Raw genomic sequence first — 16528 nt, forward strand, 5'->3', positions numbered from 1 at the left:
TGGACTCCCTAACTTCATTTTATCTTTTTTCATAATTGCCATAACCACCATAAGAACCATATTTTTCACGTTGAACATCAAATTTATTCAAAACTACACCTAGAAATGGTTTCCCAGTGTGTTCTAACTGACTTTTAGCTTTTTGCACTTCTCTTCGTTTTGCCACACCAGCTTCAGTAACTAAAATGGATGCATCACATTTTTGTACAATAATGGCTGCATCAATTACAACCCCTATAGGTGCAGTATCGACGATAATATAGTCAAAATATTTGCGTAAAGTCTCAATCATTTTTTCAAAGTTTGCGCTTTGTAAGAGAGCCGTTGGATTCGGTGAAATTGCTCCTGATTGAACTACAAATAAATTTTCAACGTCTGTTTCACAGAGACCATGTGACAAATCCTGAGTCCCAGCTAGATAATCTGTCAAACCAGTGATTTTTTCTCTTGACTTGAATACTCCAGACATGACTGAATTTCGGATGTCGGCATCAATCAATAGCGTTTTGTAGCCTGCACGCGCAAAAGCCCAAGCGATATTTGTAGAAGTTGTAGATTTCCCTTCACTCGGATCGACCGATGTAACTGCAATAACCTTTAAGTTATTCCCACTCAGTTGTATATTTGTACGTAAAGCATTGTAATACTCTTCCGCCTTTTTTAAAGAGTTCAGTTTTTGTTGTGCTAATTCTAACTTTACCATATGTTCTCCCTTACTTTAATTTATCCAGGTCTGGAATGACTCCAAGGAGTGAGATTTTCATAACGTCTTCGATATCTTCTGGACGTTTAACACGGTCGTCTAGAAGTTCAACCAATAGAACCACGACAATCACCAAGCCTGCACCTGCACCGATTCCCATTAAAGTATTACGACGGATATTTGGTGATGAAGGACCAGTAGCTGGACGGGCCTCCTCCAGAGTCGTTACGTCCGAAACTCGAGTAACTGCGATAATTTTTTGTGCTGCAACGTCTCGCAGTGCATTTGCAATACGACTAGCTTCATCAGGTTTATGATCACTAACTGAAATAGATACGATACGTGTATCTGCAGGGACCGTTACTTGAACCTTTTTAGCCAATGCTTTTGCATTAACGTTCAAGCCAAGATCAGCAACTACTTTCTCTAGGACATCTTGAGATAGAATGATTTCACGATAGTCCTTGACCAAGTAGGCCCCTGCTTGTAAGTCCTGATTTGTTAGTCCTGCTTTATCGTTTTGATTTCGATTAACCACATAGATTCGCGTTGTACTTCTATACTCAGGTTTGACCACAAAACTACTATACGCAAATGCAGCAGCTCCTGCTACGATAGCTACAAGAAGGATTAGCAATTTCTTTTTCCATAGCGCCTTTAACAACTGAATAACGTTGATTTCAATAGTATCTTGTTCTTTCATTTTAACTCCTATATTATTTGATCTTTAATGACTTTTTTGGGGGTTTCCACAAAGAGTTCCCGAGCCTTATCTTGGCCATATTTTTTGCTCACTATCTCATAAGCCTCTCGCATATAAGGTGGACGACTCTCTAGATTATGCATATCACTAGCAACTATATGAACCAAGTCCCTCTCCAAAAAATAGCGAGCACGCTTTTTCATGAATTTATAGGTGTCGCCAAACAGTTTTGGTTTGAGGATACTCGAACTATTGACCTGGGTATAGCATCCCATATTGATAAGATCTCTAACCCTTTTTTCATTATTTTCCAAAGCATCATAACGTTCTATATGAGCAACAACAGGGGTTATTCCCAACATCAAAACATTGGTCAATGCGCTATGGATTTCACGATAAGGGGTATTCATGCTGAATTCTATCAAGGCATAGCGTGTGTCGTTTAATTGTGGAATCTGTTGATTTTCTAATTTGTTTAAAGCATCACTGCTGTAATAGATTTCCGCTCCATACAAGATAGTGAAGTCGGGACCAATCTCCTTAGCCAACTCCTTGACAACTTTAAAATTTCTTGCAATGTCCTCCTCTGGTGTTTCAAACATCCCCTTCCGACGATGGGAGGTCGAAACGATGGTACGGACTCCTTGGGCATAGGCTTCCTTCAGAAGCGCTATACTCTCTGCCTTATCCTTTGGGCCATCGTCTACATCAAAAACTATGTGTGAATGGATATCAATCATCTTATTTTCCTTCCATGATATCTTTGATTTCTGTTTTGAGTGTCTCCAAGCTATTTGGATCGACCTCTAGCATATAAAGGTTGCTGTCAGGCATGGCATAGGAAGGAAAATCCATACGACCAGTTCCCTTTAGATCTCGAGTGATGACAGTATATTTTCCTCCACTTGCTAGTTGGGCATTTACTAAGCTCACCATAGTTTCAGGAGGCATATTAGTTTGTACAGAATCTTGCAACCCTTGCATAATACCATCAAAATTCTTCAAGGCTTCTGCTGAAGTTAATTTTTGAATAATGGCAGCAATGACTTTTTGTTGGTTTCGTCCACGATCTCCATCACCATTGGTCAAGGAATAACGTTCACGAACAAAGCCTAGAGCCTGCTCAGAGTTTAGATGAACATTCCCAACAGGGAAGTGATAGTTCCCATGAAGAGATGTGAAGTCTTGATCATTATAAACATCGACACCACCTAAGAGGTCAATTAATTTCAAGAAGGAAGTGAAGTTGAGTCGTGCATAGTAATTTAGATCAATTCCATAGAGATTTTCTAAGGTATGGATGGAAGCATCCACGCCATAAATACCTGCATGGGTCAATTTATCATTTTGGTTATTGCCACCATCAGCTATAGGCACATAAGCATCCCTAGGCGTTGTTGTCAGGAGAATTTTCTTGGTCTCTTGATTGACCGTCATAATGATATTGACATCCGAACGAGAAACGGAGCTAATCGGTCCGTATGTGTCAATCCCACTGATGTAGATATTAAAAGCCTTGTTTTGAGAAACTTTAGGCGCTTCAACGCTCTTGGTTAGTTCTTTGGTATAAATCTTCTTGATCTTTTTGGCATGGTCTGGATACTCTTGTTCGATCAGATTTTCAAAGACACTGTTCAAAATAATTGCCTTGGTCTCTCCAGCTAAGAGACTCTTATAAGCTGCAAGATAGGAAGAACTGTCTTCAACCGTTAAGTCTTTGCTCTGACTTGTCTTAATATCATCGAGCAATTTTTTGATATTCTCTGCATCTGTTTTGGTTGGGGCTGCCACACTGGATAATTCTGAGACATTTCCAATCTCGCTATCCGCCAAAACTGCAACACTGATGGAGTAACTAGAATAGTTAGAGGTTGCATTTAATTGATTTGCTAGGCTAACGAATTGATGAACTCCAATCAAAGAAACTGCGTTCACAATGACCAGAACCACGAGTAAAATCATGGTGAATACCTTGGCTTTTCTCTTTAAAATCAAAAACAAGGCTATTAGCGCAATCAAGATCATAGCGATGGCTATAAGGACATTGGCATAGCTAATCGCTAAAATATGATATCTGAATATTAAAAACAGCAAAAAACAAGCAAGCACGATATATACAAACAACAAAATAATATTGATGCTTTGTTGAATCTTGCTCGTTTTTCTTTCTTTTGAATGTCTACTCAACTTACACCTCTACAAAGTATTTTTTATTTTTATTATATCATAAAGTAGTACTGGATACCATTAAGACATATTAAGTAACCGTTTTTATTCACCTTAAAAACATGAATAGTAAATTTCAATGATAAAACAGCTAAAACTTTACTTAAAAGAGGCTGCTATGTTAAAAAGGTCGGGGCAAAAATCCCGACCTTTATGTTTATTGATCATGAAACTTTATCACGACAGCAGATGATTTTTGTTCATTTTTTAAACTATGAGATGAAGTTTGGGTTTACCGATTTCTGTTCTACTACCACTCTTTATACTTATTTCACGTGACTTTCAAAGTCTTTTTGACTCTTTTCGACAGAATTTTTACGTTCTTGTTCCCATTTAGCTTTCGCTTCGTCAAATTGAGCAGTTGTTACTACCTCTGTTTGCAGTCTCATGTATTTGTAGTTACTTCCAGTACCTTTGATTCCAACAAGTGAGTAAGCTCGTGTAAATGGTGTAACACGTGTCACTGAAGCCCCACCACCGTTTGAATTTACAGGGAGCAATAGCGAACTATCAATCAACCAGGCTTGTGCGTCTGCATAGTTTTCATAGCGTTTAGCTACATCTGTATTTTCTGCATCAGCCGCTTTCAATTTTTTAGTATATTGGTCCAATCCAATACTTGTAATCTTATCAGCATCCTTGCTTGGATCAAGCCCTAAAATCTTGAGATAGAATCCATCCTCAGCGTTGAAAGGATTGAGATAAGTTGATGGATCTTGGTAGTCCGCAGACCAACCATCCAAGTTCAAATCATAGTCATGATCAGCTGTAGTTGGTGCTTGGAATGTCGCATTGGCATAGTCTTCTGTTGAAATTTGAACTACATCAATCACTACATTTTCTGCCCCAAGAGTTGATTCGACAGATTGTTTAAGCGAATTAATCTTTGGAAGCAAGGTTTTGTTAACTTGGTCTACAGGCAAGTCCAAATGAATTGGGAAGCTCACACCTTGAGCTTCTAACTCTTTCTTAGCCTCAGCAAATTGAGCTTGTGCTTTTTCTTTGTTGAAGTATCCATCTTGAGCATCTTCAAGATTCATATTTGACCACTGAGTACTGTAGTTTACTAACTTAGATGAAACTGTCTCACCAAAGGTCTTATCTCCAACTTGTACGAAAGTTGGTGGGACAAGCGTGTTACGCAGAGTGTTTTTCGCAGCTTCTTCTCCATTAGACTGAGCCGAATAGGCCGTACGGTCAATTGCAAAGTTGATGGCTTGACGGAAGTTTTTATTTAAAATCGCAGCTTGAGTTGCTTGTTTTTGATCATCGCTAGTCTTAGCTGTATGATTGTATGCTTGGCGGTTAACGTTAAAATTATAGTACCAAGATGTTGCATCTTGCAAGCTATAAACGATATTGTCCTTGTATTTTTCCTTTGTCTTAGCGAAGTTTGAGCTATTCGGGTAGACACCAGCAGACGAGTAGGCTCCGCTTTCGAAATTACGGATTGTCATATCTTGGTCAGAACCATCAACATAAGCTAATTTAACTCTTTCAATCGTTACTTTATCTTGATCGTAGTAATGAGGATTCTTCTTGTACTCAAGTGATGATTTTGATGTAAATTCTTTTAACAAATAAGGACCGCTATAAAGAATACCATCTGGTTTTAATTCTCCAAATTCTTTTCCTTTAGAAGTCAAGAATTCTTCATTCACTGGGAACAAGATACTATTGGTAGTCTTAGAGTTCCAGAATGGTTCTGGTCGTGTCAAGGTATATTGGACAGTATAGTCATCCAAGGCTTTGACTCCAACATTTGAAAAGTCAGTATTTGCACCTGTCACATAATCATCTAATCCCTTGATTGAGTTTTGAATCAAATCAAGCGCTTGACTCTTGTTATCAGCTGCATACTTGATACCTGTGACGAAATCTTGTGCCTTAATGGAGGCGTATTCTTCCCCATCAGCCGTGAACCATTTAGCATCTTGACGAAGTTTATAAGTGTAAGTCAAGCCATCCTTTGAAACACTCCAATCTTCTGCAAGAGCAGGAATGAGATTTCCATAATTGTCATTTTCAAGCAAACCATCTACCAAGTTGGTTACAACAGCAGTGTTATCTCCTGAATAGTCCAAAAGGTAGTTGAAGGTTGTTGGATCGGCACCAAATGTTGACGAGTAGGTTTTAGCATCTGATGCTGACTTCCCACACGCTGTCAACAAGACCGCAGCAGCAAGTGTCAACCCCGCTCCAATCAAACGTTTTTTAAGTTTCATGTTTCATTTCTCCTTATATGTTAGGTTTTGTAACATATAACTATGTTATCAAATTTTGACCTAAAAGTAAAGTTATATCCTTATTTGTCCAATCGTCAATAAAAGGAGAAAAGAAAGAAATCCTGCTTTAAAACAGGATTTCTTTATTCATTACAAAAGACTATTTAACGTGATTTGCTAGTTCTTTTTGGTATTTGGCATTTGTTTCGATTTTCTCTTTTTGCCATTTCTTGAGAGCTTCTTCGTATTCTTTAGTGGTTACAATATCGTTTTGCAACTCTAAGCCTTTGAATACAAATGGATCACCCTTGATACCAACTTGAGAGTATGCTTTTGTAAATGGCACTGTACGACTAACTGTCGGAGAACCACCTGAAGATGCTACAGGGATAAGGAGCGAGCTATCTGAAACCCATGCTTGGGCTTTGGCATATTTTTCATAGCGTTTGTTGAGATCGCTCGTTTCTGATGCTGCATCATCCAAGAGTTTCTTGTACTCATCAAGTCCAACTTGAGCCATGACTTCTGGATCTTTTCCTTTTGTGATACCCAAGTGTTTAAGGGCAGAACCCTTCTTAGCATCTAGGATATTGAGATAGGTTGCCGGGTCTTGATAGTCTGGCCCCCAACCAGTTCCGTTCAAGTCATAGTCTTTTTGAGAAGGAACTTTAGCTTGAGATGTAATGCTCATTTTCTCATTGTCAGTCATTTGAAGCACATCGATGACAACATTTTCAGTTCCAAGCGCTGCTTCGACAGATTGTTTGAGGGAGTTGGTTTGTTGAACAGCAATGACATCTGTCTGTTCAACTGGAATATCCAAATGGATTGGGAAGGTTACACCTTTAGCTTGCAATTCTGATTTTGCTTTTTCAAAGGCAGCTTTTGCTTTTGTTGGATTGTAAAGGGTATCTTTACCATCTGTCAAAGCTACATCCTTCCACTGGTCTCCGTATGTTACCAATTGTTCTTGAGCCAATTCACCGAAGGTCTTTTCACCAACCTGAACATAGTCATAAGGCACAAGGCTGGTACGGATAATCTTGTCTGCACCTTCTTCGCCATTCATCTGTGCAGAGTAAGCATGACGGTCAAGAGCGAAGTTGATGGCTTGACGGAAGTTTTTATTGAGAAGCGCTTCTTTAGTTGATGTTTTTTGGGCATCATCTGTCTTAGCTGTTTTATTGTAAGACTGACGATTTACGTTGAAAGTAAAGTAATAGCTAGTGGCTTCTTGTGGACTATAAACGATCTTATCGCCGTATTCTTTCTTAGTTGAATCAAAGCTTGAGCTAGTTGGGAAGAGGCGAGCTGTCGTATATGAGCCTGACGCAAAGCTACGAATCAATGATTCTTGGTCAGAGCCGTCGTAGAAAGTAAGCTTGACGTGGTCAATCTTAACATTGTCCTTATCCCAGTAATTTGGGTTCTTTTCGTACTCGATCACGGATTTCGAAGTGAAGTTCTTCAAAATATAAGGACCATTGTAGAGAATACCTGAAGGCGCTGCTGCACCGTAATCTTTTCCTTGAGAATTTAAGAATTCTTCATTAACTGGGAGCATGGTTGCTGTTGTTACCTTAGAATTCCAGAAGCTTTCTGGTTTGTTCAAGGTATACTCAACCGTATAGTCATCAACTGCTTTGACACCGACTGTTGAGAAGTCATTCGTTTCACCGCTAACGTACTCTGCCAATCCTTTGATGGAGTCTTGGATAAGTGTTAGGCCATCTGATTTACCATCAGCTGCATGTTTCAAACCAGTCACAAAGTCTTGGGCCTTGACTTCAGCATACTCTTCTCCTTCAGAAGTATACCATTTGACACCTTTACGTAGCTTGTATGTGTAAGTCAAACCATCTTGTGAAACAGACCAGTCTTCAGCAAGCGATGGAATTAAGTTTCCATATTTGTCATTTTCCAAGAGTCCGTCGACCAGGTTGGAGATGACATCTGATGTTGAACTTTTACTAGTAACGCTATAGTCCAATGTTGTTGGATCAATAGCATAAACATACGAAAATGTTGTTGGAGCATCTGCTTTTTTCTCAGTCTTGCCACAAGCCGCCAAAAGAAGAGCTGCGCTCATCGTTATCCCTGCTACTGCGAGCCACTTTTTCGATTTCATAGGTATTCTCCTTTAAAATACTATTTTCACCATTATACCCTATTTTCCCATAAAAGCAAGGGTTTATAAGGTATTTTTTAGAAAATTCAAACAAATATTTTTTAAAGAATTTCCTATACTTATTTTAGAAAAGAGAGTGGGACAGAAATCGGTAATTCGTTAGAATTCGATTTCGTTGTCCCACCTCCGCACAGTTGAGTAGGGCTGTAAAAGCTGATGAAATCAGCGTAGTAGAGCTCACTCAACCACTGCGTCTTGCTCGGTAATCCAAAGACAATTGAGAGGCTGGCACTTTTGTCCCAGCCTCTTTTAGGTTTATTTGGCTAATTCGACACTGAAGGCATCCCATGGAGCCAAGGTCTGTGTAGCTAAAGCTGCTTCTACTGAGGTATTTTCAATCAAGACAGATGTGATTGATTCTTCAACTGCGAACTCTTGCTTTTGGTTGGACAAGTTTGCCACAACTAGGAATCGACGGTCGCCATCTTTACGGATGTATGCAAAGACTTTTTCAGCCGTTTCAAGGAGTTCAAAATCAGCTCTCACCAACCAGCTATTTCCCTTACGAATGTTTACCAATTTTTGATAAGTATAGAAAATAGAATCCGGGTTTGCCAGTGCTTCCTGAACGTTGATTGCTTCGTAGTTTGGATTAACAGCCAACCAAGGTTGTCCGTCTGAGAAACCAGCATTTTTTGTCTCATCCCACTGCATTGGAGTACGCGCATTGTCACGTCCAATCACACGAATGCTATCCATGATTGTTTCCATTGAAACACCTTTTTCAAGGGCTTCACGCGCATAGTTGAGGGATTCAATATCTTCTACTTGCTCCAAGTTTTCAAATGGGAAATTGGTCATCCCAATCTCCTCCCCTTGGTAAATATAAGGAGTCCCTCTCATGAGATGAAGCAAGATTGCATACGCTTTAGCAGATTTTTCGCGGTATTCTCGGTCATTTCCCCAGATTGAGACGATACGAGGGAGGTCATGGTTGTTCCAGAAGAGCGAATTCCAGCCGTCCTCAACTCCTAATTCTGTCTGCCATTTGTTGAAAATCTTTTTTAATTTCCCAACATTTAGCTCTTTTTGGTACTGCCACTTAGGTTGTCCTTCCTGATACTGAAGACAGATATGTTCAAACTGGAAGACCATAGACAGTTCTTGTCCTTTTGGATCTGAATAGAGTTTTGCGATTTCTGGTGTCGCTCCCCATGTCTCCCCTACTGTCAAGAGCTCTTTGTCGCCGAAAGTAGCCTGATTCATTTCCTTGAGATAAGGATGGAGCATAGGACCATTGTTGACAATCTTCTGATCAGGTATCTTCCCAATCATGTCAATAACGTCCATACGAAATCCACCGATCCCTTTATCAATCCAGAAATTCATCATTTCATAGATTTTTTGGCGTAGTTCTTCATTTTCCCAGTTAAGGTCTGGTTGTTTCTTACTGAAAAAGTGCAGATAATATTGACCAGCCTTTTCGTCATATTGCCAGGCAGAACCACTGAAAATTGACTCCAATTCGTTAGGTTCATCACGCCAGATATAGTAGTCTCGCTCAGGACTATCAGGATTTTCACAAGCTTCGATAAACCAAGCATGCTCATCTGATGTATGATTGACCACCAAATCCATAATGATTCGGATATCTCGTTTTTTAGCCTCAGCAATGAGCTCATCCATATCTTCCATGGTTCCAAAGATAGCCGCGATATCTTGATAATTGGCAATATCATAACCATTATCATCCATGGGGCTATCATAGACTGGAGAAAGCCAGATCGCTGTGATCCCTAACTTAGCTAGATAGTCTAGCTTACTGGTAATCCCAGGTAAATCACCAATCCCATCTCCATTGCTATCCTTAAAACTTTTTGGATAGACCTGATAAACAACGGCATTGTGCCACCATTTTTCTTGCATCTTTTTTCCCCTTTTAACATTCACTTTATTCCATCATAGACCTTTTCTTAATTTTATGCAAGCGTTTGCCTCAATCTTTTTCCTTATTTCGAACCTCCGTTGTTTCTTATCTTCCATTTTTTTTATATAATAGAGATCAGAGGTAAAAAAATGAAAAAACAAGCTTTTAGTTCTGAACAATATTTAAATCTACAACGCGACCATATTTTGGAGCGCATCAACCAATTTGACGGCAAACTCTACTTGGAGTTTGGTGGCAAAATGCTAGAAGATTTCCACGCTGCTCGTGTCCTTCCTGGATATGAACCAGATAACAAAATCAAACTCTTACAAGAATTGAAGGAGCAAGTTGAGGTTGTTATCGCTATTAACGCTAGCAATATCGAGCACTCAAAAGCTCGTGGAGACTTGGGCATTTCTTATGACCAAGAAGTGCTTCGTTTGATCGATAAATTCAATGAACTCGGTATCTTTGTTGGTTCAGTTGTCATTACTCAATATGCAGGCCAACCGGCAGCTGATGCCTTCCGTAATCAATTAGAGAAAAATGGTATCGACTCTTATTTCCACTACCCTATCAAGGGGTATCCGACAGATATGGATCACATCATTTCTCCTGAAGGTATGGGGAAAAACGACTATATCAAAACTAGCCGTAACTTGATTGTCGTGACTGCTCCTGGTCCTGGTTCAGGTAAGTTGGCAACTTGTATGTCTAACATGTACCACGACCAAATCAATGGTATCAAGTCTGGTTATGCCAAATTTGAAACCTTCCCAGTTTGGAATCTCCCACTTCATCATCCTGTCAACTTGGCTTATGAAGCTGCCACAGCAGACCTAGATGATGTCAACATGATTGACCCATTCCATCTCCAAACTTATGGAGAAACCACAGTCAACTACAACCGCGATATTGAAATTTTCCCTGTCCTTAAGCGTATGCTGGAACGTATTCTCGGTGAGTCTCCTTATGCGTCTCCAACTGACATGGGTGTCAATATGGTTGGTTTTGCAATCACTGATAACGACGCCGCCATTGAAGCATCTAAACAGGAAATTATCCGTCGCTATTACCAGACAGTTCTTGACTTCAAAGCTGAGAAGGTTGGAGAAACTGCTGTGAAGAAGATTGAGCTTCTCATGAATGACCTCGGTATCACACCAGCTGACCGAAAGGTTGCTGTTGCTGCTCGACAAAGAGCAGAAGAAACAGGCGGACCCGCTCTAGCACTTGAATTACCTTCTGGTGAAATCGTTACTGGTAAGAACTCAGAACTCTTTGGTCCAACAGCGGCTGCATTGATCAATGCTATCAAAATGTCCGCTAACATTGATGCTGAAACAAAATTAATTGAACCAGAAGTGGTGAAACCAATTCAAGGTTTGAAAATCAATCACTTGGGTAGCCGTAACCCTCGACTTCATTCTAACGAGATCCTCATCGCCCTTGCTATCACAGCAATGCAGAATCCTGATGCAGATCATGCCATGAAAGAACTCGGAAATCTCAAAGGAAGCGAAGCTCACTCTACGATTATCTTAACGGATGAAGACAAGAATGTTCTTCGCAAACTAGGTATCAACGTAACCTTTGATCCTTACTATCAATACGATCGTTTGTATCGCAAGTAAAATACGACACTCACTCCTCTTAGAATTGGATCCTTAGCATCCAGCTCTAAGAGTTTTTTATATCTTGCAAGTCTTTCACAAACATATCTTTTAAAAATAATTCTCATTTTAATAGAAGCTGAGATAACATTTAATTTTAGATTTATTTCTAATGAATCCTTAAAAGGAGTGAATCCATCCTCTTCAATCTTGACTTGAACTACCTTGGCTGAGGTTGACCCATTTTCTCTACAATATCAAATCGGTGTAACGAGACTGACTGCGTCACTCTTATCTAGAACCTCAAAGCGATGCTTGGAGACATCTACATAAGAGAACAAATTTGGTCATTGATTTTCATTGAATATACAAAAAAGCGAACAAGACAGCATTCTGTTTTTCAGAAAACTATCTAGTTCACTTTTGCTTATGATTTAATTTTTTGGTTTATTCTACCGTTACTGACTTAGCAAGGTTACGTGGTTTGTCCACGTCGAGTCCACGGTGTAGGGTTGCAAAGTAAGCGACCAATTGTGTTGGTACGACCATTGAGATTGGTGAGAGGTAAGGGTGTACGGTCGTAAGAACGATATCATCTGTATCTTTGGCAACATTTTCTTCTGCAATGGTGAGAACCTTAGCTCCACGTGCTGCCACTTCTTGGATATTTCCGCGAGTGTGGTTGGCAAGAACTGGGTCTGACAAGAGAGCCAAAACAGGTGTTCCTTCTTCAATCAATGCAATGGTTCCGTGCTTGAGTTCTCCAGCCGCAAAACCTTCACATTGGATGTAAGAAATCTCTTTGAGCTTGAGACTAGCTTCCATGGCTACGTAGTAGTCTTGACCACGTCCGATGTAAAAGGCGTTGCGTGTTGTTTCAAGAAGATCACGGACTTTTGCGTCGATTGTTTCTTTCTCTGAAAGAGTTGATTCGATAGATTGAGCCACGATAGACAATTCATGAACCAAGTCAAAGGCTTTGGCTTTTTCATTGCCATTTGCTTCACCAACAGCTTTTGCAAGGAAGGCAAGGGCTGCGATTTGGGCTGTATAAGCCTTAGTTGACGCTACGGCAATTTCAGGACCTGCATGAAGCAACATAGTATGGTTGGCTTCACGTGAAAGGGTTGAACCTGGCACGTTTGTCACTGTCAAGCTTGGGATTCCCATTTCATTAGCCTTTACCAAAACTTGACGGCTATCAGCTGTTTCACCAGATTGGCTGATAAAGATGAAGAGTGGTTTCTTGCTGAGAAGCGGCATACCATATCCCCACTCAGAGGAAATACCAAGTTCAACTGGCGTATCTGTCAATTCTTCCAACATCTTCTTAGAAGCAAATCCTGCGTGGTAAGATGTTCCAGCTGCGAGGATATAGATGCGGTCTGCGTCTTGAACAGCCTTGATGATAGCTGGATCTACGACAACTTGACCAGCCTCATCTGTGTAGGCTTGGATCAACTTACGCATCACCGTTGGCTGCTCATCAATTTCCTTGAGCATGTAGTAAGGATAAGTTCCCTTACCGATATCAGACAAGTCAAGTTCCGCAGTGTAGCTAGCACGCTCATGGCTGTTACCATCATAGTCTTGAACTTTAACGCTATCAGCTTTTACGATAACCAACTCTTGGTCATGGATTTCCATGTATTGATTGGTCTCACGAATCATAGCCATGGCGTCTGAACAGACCATATTGTAACCTTCACCAAGACCAATCAAGAGTGGTGATTTGTTCTTTGCCACGTAGATGACATCTGGATTTTCAGAGTCGATCAAGGCAAAGGCATATGAACCGCGGATGATGTGAAGAGCTTTTTTGAAGGCTTCAAGCACTGACAACCCGTCTTCTTCCGCAAATTTACCAATCAAGTGAACAGCGATTTCAGTATCCGTTTGTCCCTTGAAGTGGTGACCTGCAAGGTATTCTTCCTTGATTTCAAGGTAGTTTTCAATCACCCCGTTGTGCACCAAGACAAAACGTCCTGTCTCAGAGCGGTGTGGGTGAGCATTATCTTCTGTTGGTTTCCCGTGAGTGGCCCAACGAGTATGTCCGATACCAGTTGTTCCCTCAACACCAGCAGTTTTAGCAGATAATTCTGCGATACGACCAACCGCCTTCACTAAATGGCTTTCAGCACCACCTAGGACAAAAATCCCCGCAGAATCATAACCACGGTATTCGAGCTTTTCAAGCCCTTGAATCAAAATATCAGTTGCATTTGTGTTTCCAACAACACCAACAATTCCACACATAGTATATACGACACAGGCTAGCTGTGCTTTCCCCTTAAAATTGGTATAGTCTAATTCTCGCTTTGCAGAATCAGCAGAAACAGTATATACTTGTTTCTTTCACTTGTCAAGAACAAAAATTGGTATAGCCTAATTCTACTGATTCCACATGCTAAAAATCTATCATATTTCGCCTAAAGCAAGTATTTAAAAAGGGCTCTACTGCCCCTAATAACTACTATTTTGTAGCAAGCTTTTCTGCTTCTACTACTTTTTGAAATGTTTTTTGGTAATTTACTTTAATCGTCATTGTCATGTGAGAGTCCTCGTTTCTTTTTGATGAATCCAGTATAAAATCCCTTCCTAAAACATAGCTTATATTTTCCTTAGAAAAAACTAAAAGTAACTTGTGACTCAATGAAAACGAAAGAGCAAACTAGAAAGCTAGTCACAGCTTTCTCTAAGCACTGCTTTCAGCTTACCAGATAGACTAAGACCTTGTTTGAAGTGATGTTTAAGGTTATACATTCAATGAATAATTTATCAGAATCCCTTACCTGAGAATCCCATACAAAAAGAGCGTTACCGCTCTTTTACTTAGTATTTAGGAGAAGGTGTTTGTTCCTGTTGAAACGTTTTTTGGTAATTTACTTTAATTGTCATGTGAGAGTCCTCGTTTCTTTTTGATGACTCTAGTATAGGCAATAACCCTAAAAGCAAACTTAAGATTTTCTTAGAGAAAGCTTAATCTAAATGTTCTTTCTTTTCTAGATTTAGGGCAATCATATGCCACTCTGGTTCCTCTTGCCAATTAGGAAGAGAACTGATATAGCTTGCTACCTTTCTAGCTTCCTCAAGGATTGGGAAGTCTTCGATGATATCAGCCACTTGAAACTCTGGTAGACCTGACTGTCTGGTTCCAAAAATCTCACCCGAACCACGCATTTTCAAATCTTCTTCTGCAAGGACAAATCCATTAGTCGTTTCCGTCATGATGCGCATGCGGTCTTTTCCAGAGTCAGTCTTGGGATTGGCTACAAGAACCGCGTAGGACTGCTTGTCTCCCCGACCGACACGACCTCTGAGCTGATGAAGCTGGCTGAGTCCGAAACGGTCAGCATCCATGATAATCATGACGGTCGCATTTGGCACATTGACCCCGACTTCGATAACTGTTGTTGAAACCAGAATATCTGTTTTTCTCTCTTTGAACTCCTGCATAATCTGGTCTTTTTCATCACTTTTCATCTTACCGTGTAAGAGAGCAACTTTTGCTTTTCCAGAAAAATGAGCCGTCAATTCTTCCGATAAAGCAATAGCATTTTTAAGATCTAGGGCTTCAGATTCTTCAATCAAGGGCGAAATGACATAGGCTTGAGACCCTTTTTGAATTTCTCCTTCCAACCAAGTCAGGACCTGGGGCAACTGTTCATGTTTAATCCAGCGTGTTACGATTGGCTTTCGTCCTGCTGGCATCTGGTCAATAATAGAAACATCCATATCTCCAAAGGCGGTGATGGCTAAGGTTCGTGGAATCGGTGTTGCCGTCATCATAAGGACATCTGGATTTTCTCCTTTTTCACGTAAAATACGCCTTTGTCCGACCCCAAAACGGTGTTGCTCGTCGATGATAATCAAACCAAGTCGATCGTAGTCCACCCCGTCCTGTATAAGAGCATGGGTACCGACGATCACATCAATCTCGCCCTTGGCAATGGTCTCTAAAACCGTACGTTTTTCTGCAGCTTTTAATGAACCTGTTAGGAGAGCTAGTTTCAAATCAGGAAAGAGACTTTCTAGACTTTCAAAATGCTGCTCTGCAAGAATCTCTGTTGGAACCATGAGGGCAGCCTGATAACCAGCCGTTACGGCTGCGTACATCGCTAGACCTGCCACCACTGTTTTCCCACTACCAACATCCCCTTGCAAGAGTCGATTCATGTGATGGTCCGACTTCATATCGGTCAGGATTTCTTGCAGGCTCTTTTCTTGTGCTTGGGTCAAAGCAAAAGGCAAATTTTCTTTAACCGCAGTTAGTTTTTCCTGGGACCAATTCAGAACCAATCCACTTCCATGAACCTTATTTTCAGACTTGAGGGTCTGTAATTGCATTTGGAAATAGAAAAGTTCCTCAAACTTGATTCGACGGAGAGCCTGCTTGTATTCTGCCAAATCCTTAGGAAAATGCATAGCACGAACAGCCTGACAGCGAGATATGAGTTTGTATTTATCTAGCAAGGACTGAGGGAGATTTTCCTCTATCAAGAGATCTAGCCCCTGATCAAAGGCGGTTTTAATGATCTTAACAAGACTTGCTTGACTAACTCCTTGTACGAGACGATAGACAGGTTGAAGGTCGTCCTCCACTTGAGCTAAAATCTTCATCCCTGTTAGACTAGCCTTGGCGCGATCCCACTTACCAAAAACGGCTAGAGTCGCTCCTAGCTCAATCTTGTCAGCCAGGTAGGGTTGGTTAAAGAAGTTAACTGCAAACACAACCTCTCCCTGCTTGAGGCTAAAGCGTAGGCGATTGCGCTTAAAACCATAATACTGAACACTAGCTGGTGTTACTACCTGACCAGATAGGACAGCCTTTTCACCGTCTTCTAGCTCTAGCACCTGCTTGGTCTTAAAATCTTCATAACGGAAAGGAAAGTAGAGCAAGAGATCTTGCAGGTTTTCGATTCCTAGTTTGGCATATTTTTCTGCTGACTTTGGTCCCACGCCAGGCAAGACATGCAAGGGTTGGTGTAAATTCATGCTCCTCT

The 16528-nt window shown here is 40.6% G+C and carries 10 protein-coding genes; 1 reads left to right on the plus strand and 9 read right to left on the minus strand.

The genetic code is table 11. The features are described 5' to 3' along the window. Nucleotides 1-19 precede the first annotated feature (19 nt). The 7 genes from AC3E7H_RS08400 to AC3E7H_RS08430 all read right to left on the minus strand — a co-directional run bounded on the left by AC3E7H_RS08400 (nucleotide 20) and on the right by AC3E7H_RS08430 (nucleotide 9911). The gene (locus AC3E7H_RS08400) at nucleotides 20-703 is read right to left on the minus strand and encodes a tyrosine-protein kinase (protein WP_490676381.1); all 684 of its coding nucleotides are present in this window, start codon (nucleotides 701-703) and stop codon (nucleotides 20-22) included. A 10-nt stretch (nucleotides 704-713) separates the two neighbouring features. Next, entirely contained in the window at nucleotides 714-1406 is a 693-nt protein-coding gene (locus AC3E7H_RS08405) for a CspC family polysaccharide chain length determinant protein (RefSeq protein ID WP_490676382.1), read from the minus strand. 8 nt (nucleotides 1407-1414) lie between these two features. Then, entirely contained in the window at nucleotides 1415-2146 is a 732-nt protein-coding gene (gene cps4B, locus AC3E7H_RS08410; RefSeq protein WP_490676383.1) for a capsular polysaccharide biosynthesis protein Cps4B, read from the minus strand. 1 nt (nucleotide 2147) lies between these two features. Continuing rightward, nucleotides 2148-3593, minus strand: a complete 1446-nt coding sequence (cpsA, locus tag AC3E7H_RS08415) for an LCP family glycopolymer transferase CpsA (protein ID WP_490676384.1) — start codon at nucleotides 3591-3593, stop codon at nucleotides 2148-2150. A 305-nt stretch (nucleotides 3594-3898) separates the two neighbouring features. Next, nucleotides 3899-5857 carry a peptide ABC transporter substrate-binding protein gene (locus AC3E7H_RS08420; protein WP_490676385.1) on the minus strand — a complete coding sequence of 653 codons (1959 nt, stop codon included), beginning with the start codon at nucleotides 5855-5857 and terminating at the stop codon, nucleotides 3899-3901. Between the two features lie 160 nt (nucleotides 5858-6017). Next, nucleotides 6018-7985 carry a peptide ABC transporter substrate-binding protein gene (locus tag AC3E7H_RS08425; RefSeq protein WP_490676386.1) on the minus strand — a complete coding sequence of 656 codons (1968 nt, stop codon included), beginning with the start codon at nucleotides 7983-7985 and terminating at the stop codon, nucleotides 6018-6020. Nucleotides 7986-8300: 315 nt separating this feature from the next. Continuing rightward, nucleotides 8301-9911, minus strand: coding sequence for a glycoside hydrolase family 13 protein (locus tag AC3E7H_RS08430; RefSeq protein WP_061863836.1), 1611 nt, complete (start codon nucleotides 9909-9911; stop codon nucleotides 8301-8303). Between the two features lie 150 nt (nucleotides 9912-10061). On the opposite strand from AC3E7H_RS08430, the gene AC3E7H_RS08435 reads away from it, so the two are divergent. Next, nucleotides 10062-11546, plus strand: coding sequence for a DUF1846 domain-containing protein (locus tag AC3E7H_RS08435; protein ID WP_490676387.1), 1485 nt, complete (start codon nucleotides 10062-10064; stop codon nucleotides 11544-11546). A gap of 426 nt (nucleotides 11547-11972) precedes the next feature. Here AC3E7H_RS08435 and glmS read toward each other — a convergent pair whose 3' ends face one another. Further along, on the minus strand, nucleotides 11973-13781 hold the full coding sequence (glmS, locus tag AC3E7H_RS08440) for a glutamine--fructose-6-phosphate transaminase (isomerizing) (protein WP_000334312.1): 1809 nt from the start codon (nucleotides 13779-13781) through the stop codon (nucleotides 11973-11975). Nucleotides 13782-14504: 723 nt separating this feature from the next. Then, entirely contained in the window at nucleotides 14505-16520 is a 2016-nt protein-coding gene (recG, locus tag AC3E7H_RS08445) for an ATP-dependent DNA helicase RecG (protein ID WP_075228794.1), read from the minus strand. Nucleotides 16521-16528: the final 8 nt, after the last annotated feature.

The sequence above is a fragment of the Streptococcus sp. SCPM-O-B-15304 (M98) genome (assembly GCF_058200215.1).

Bases quoted from the DNA above. Each gene is read 5' to 3' on its own strand.
- AC3E7H_RS08400 (WP_490676381.1), bottom strand. From the start codon at position 703: ATGGTAAAGTTAGAATTAGCACAACAAAAACTGAACTCTTTAAAAAAG.
- AC3E7H_RS08405 (WP_490676382.1), bottom strand. From the start codon at position 1,406: ATGAAAGAACAAGATACTATTGAAATCAACGTTATTCAGTTGTTAAAG.
- cps4B (WP_490676383.1), bottom strand. From the start codon at position 2,146: ATGATTGATATCCATTCACACATAGTTTTTGATGTAGACGATGGCCCA.
- AC3E7H_RS08420 (WP_490676385.1), bottom strand. From the start codon at position 5,857: ATGAAACTTAAAAAACGTTTGATTGGAGCGGGGTTGACACTTGCTGCT.
- AC3E7H_RS08425 (WP_490676386.1), bottom strand. From the start codon at position 7,985: ATGAAATCGAAAAAGTGGCTCGCAGTAGCAGGGATAACGATGAGCGCA.
- AC3E7H_RS08430 (WP_061863836.1), bottom strand. From the start codon at position 9,911: ATGCAAGAAAAATGGTGGCACAATGCCGTTGTTTATCAGGTCTATCCA.
- AC3E7H_RS08435 (WP_490676387.1), top strand. From the start codon at position 10,062: ATGAAAAAACAAGCTTTTAGTTCTGAACAATATTTAAATCTACAACGC.
- glmS (WP_000334312.1), bottom strand. From the start codon at position 13,781: ATGTGTGGAATTGTTGGTGTTGTTGGAAACACAAATGCAACTGATATT.
- recG (WP_075228794.1), bottom strand. From the start codon at position 16,520: ATGAATTTACACCAACCCTTGCATGTCTTGCCTGGCGTGGGACCAAAG.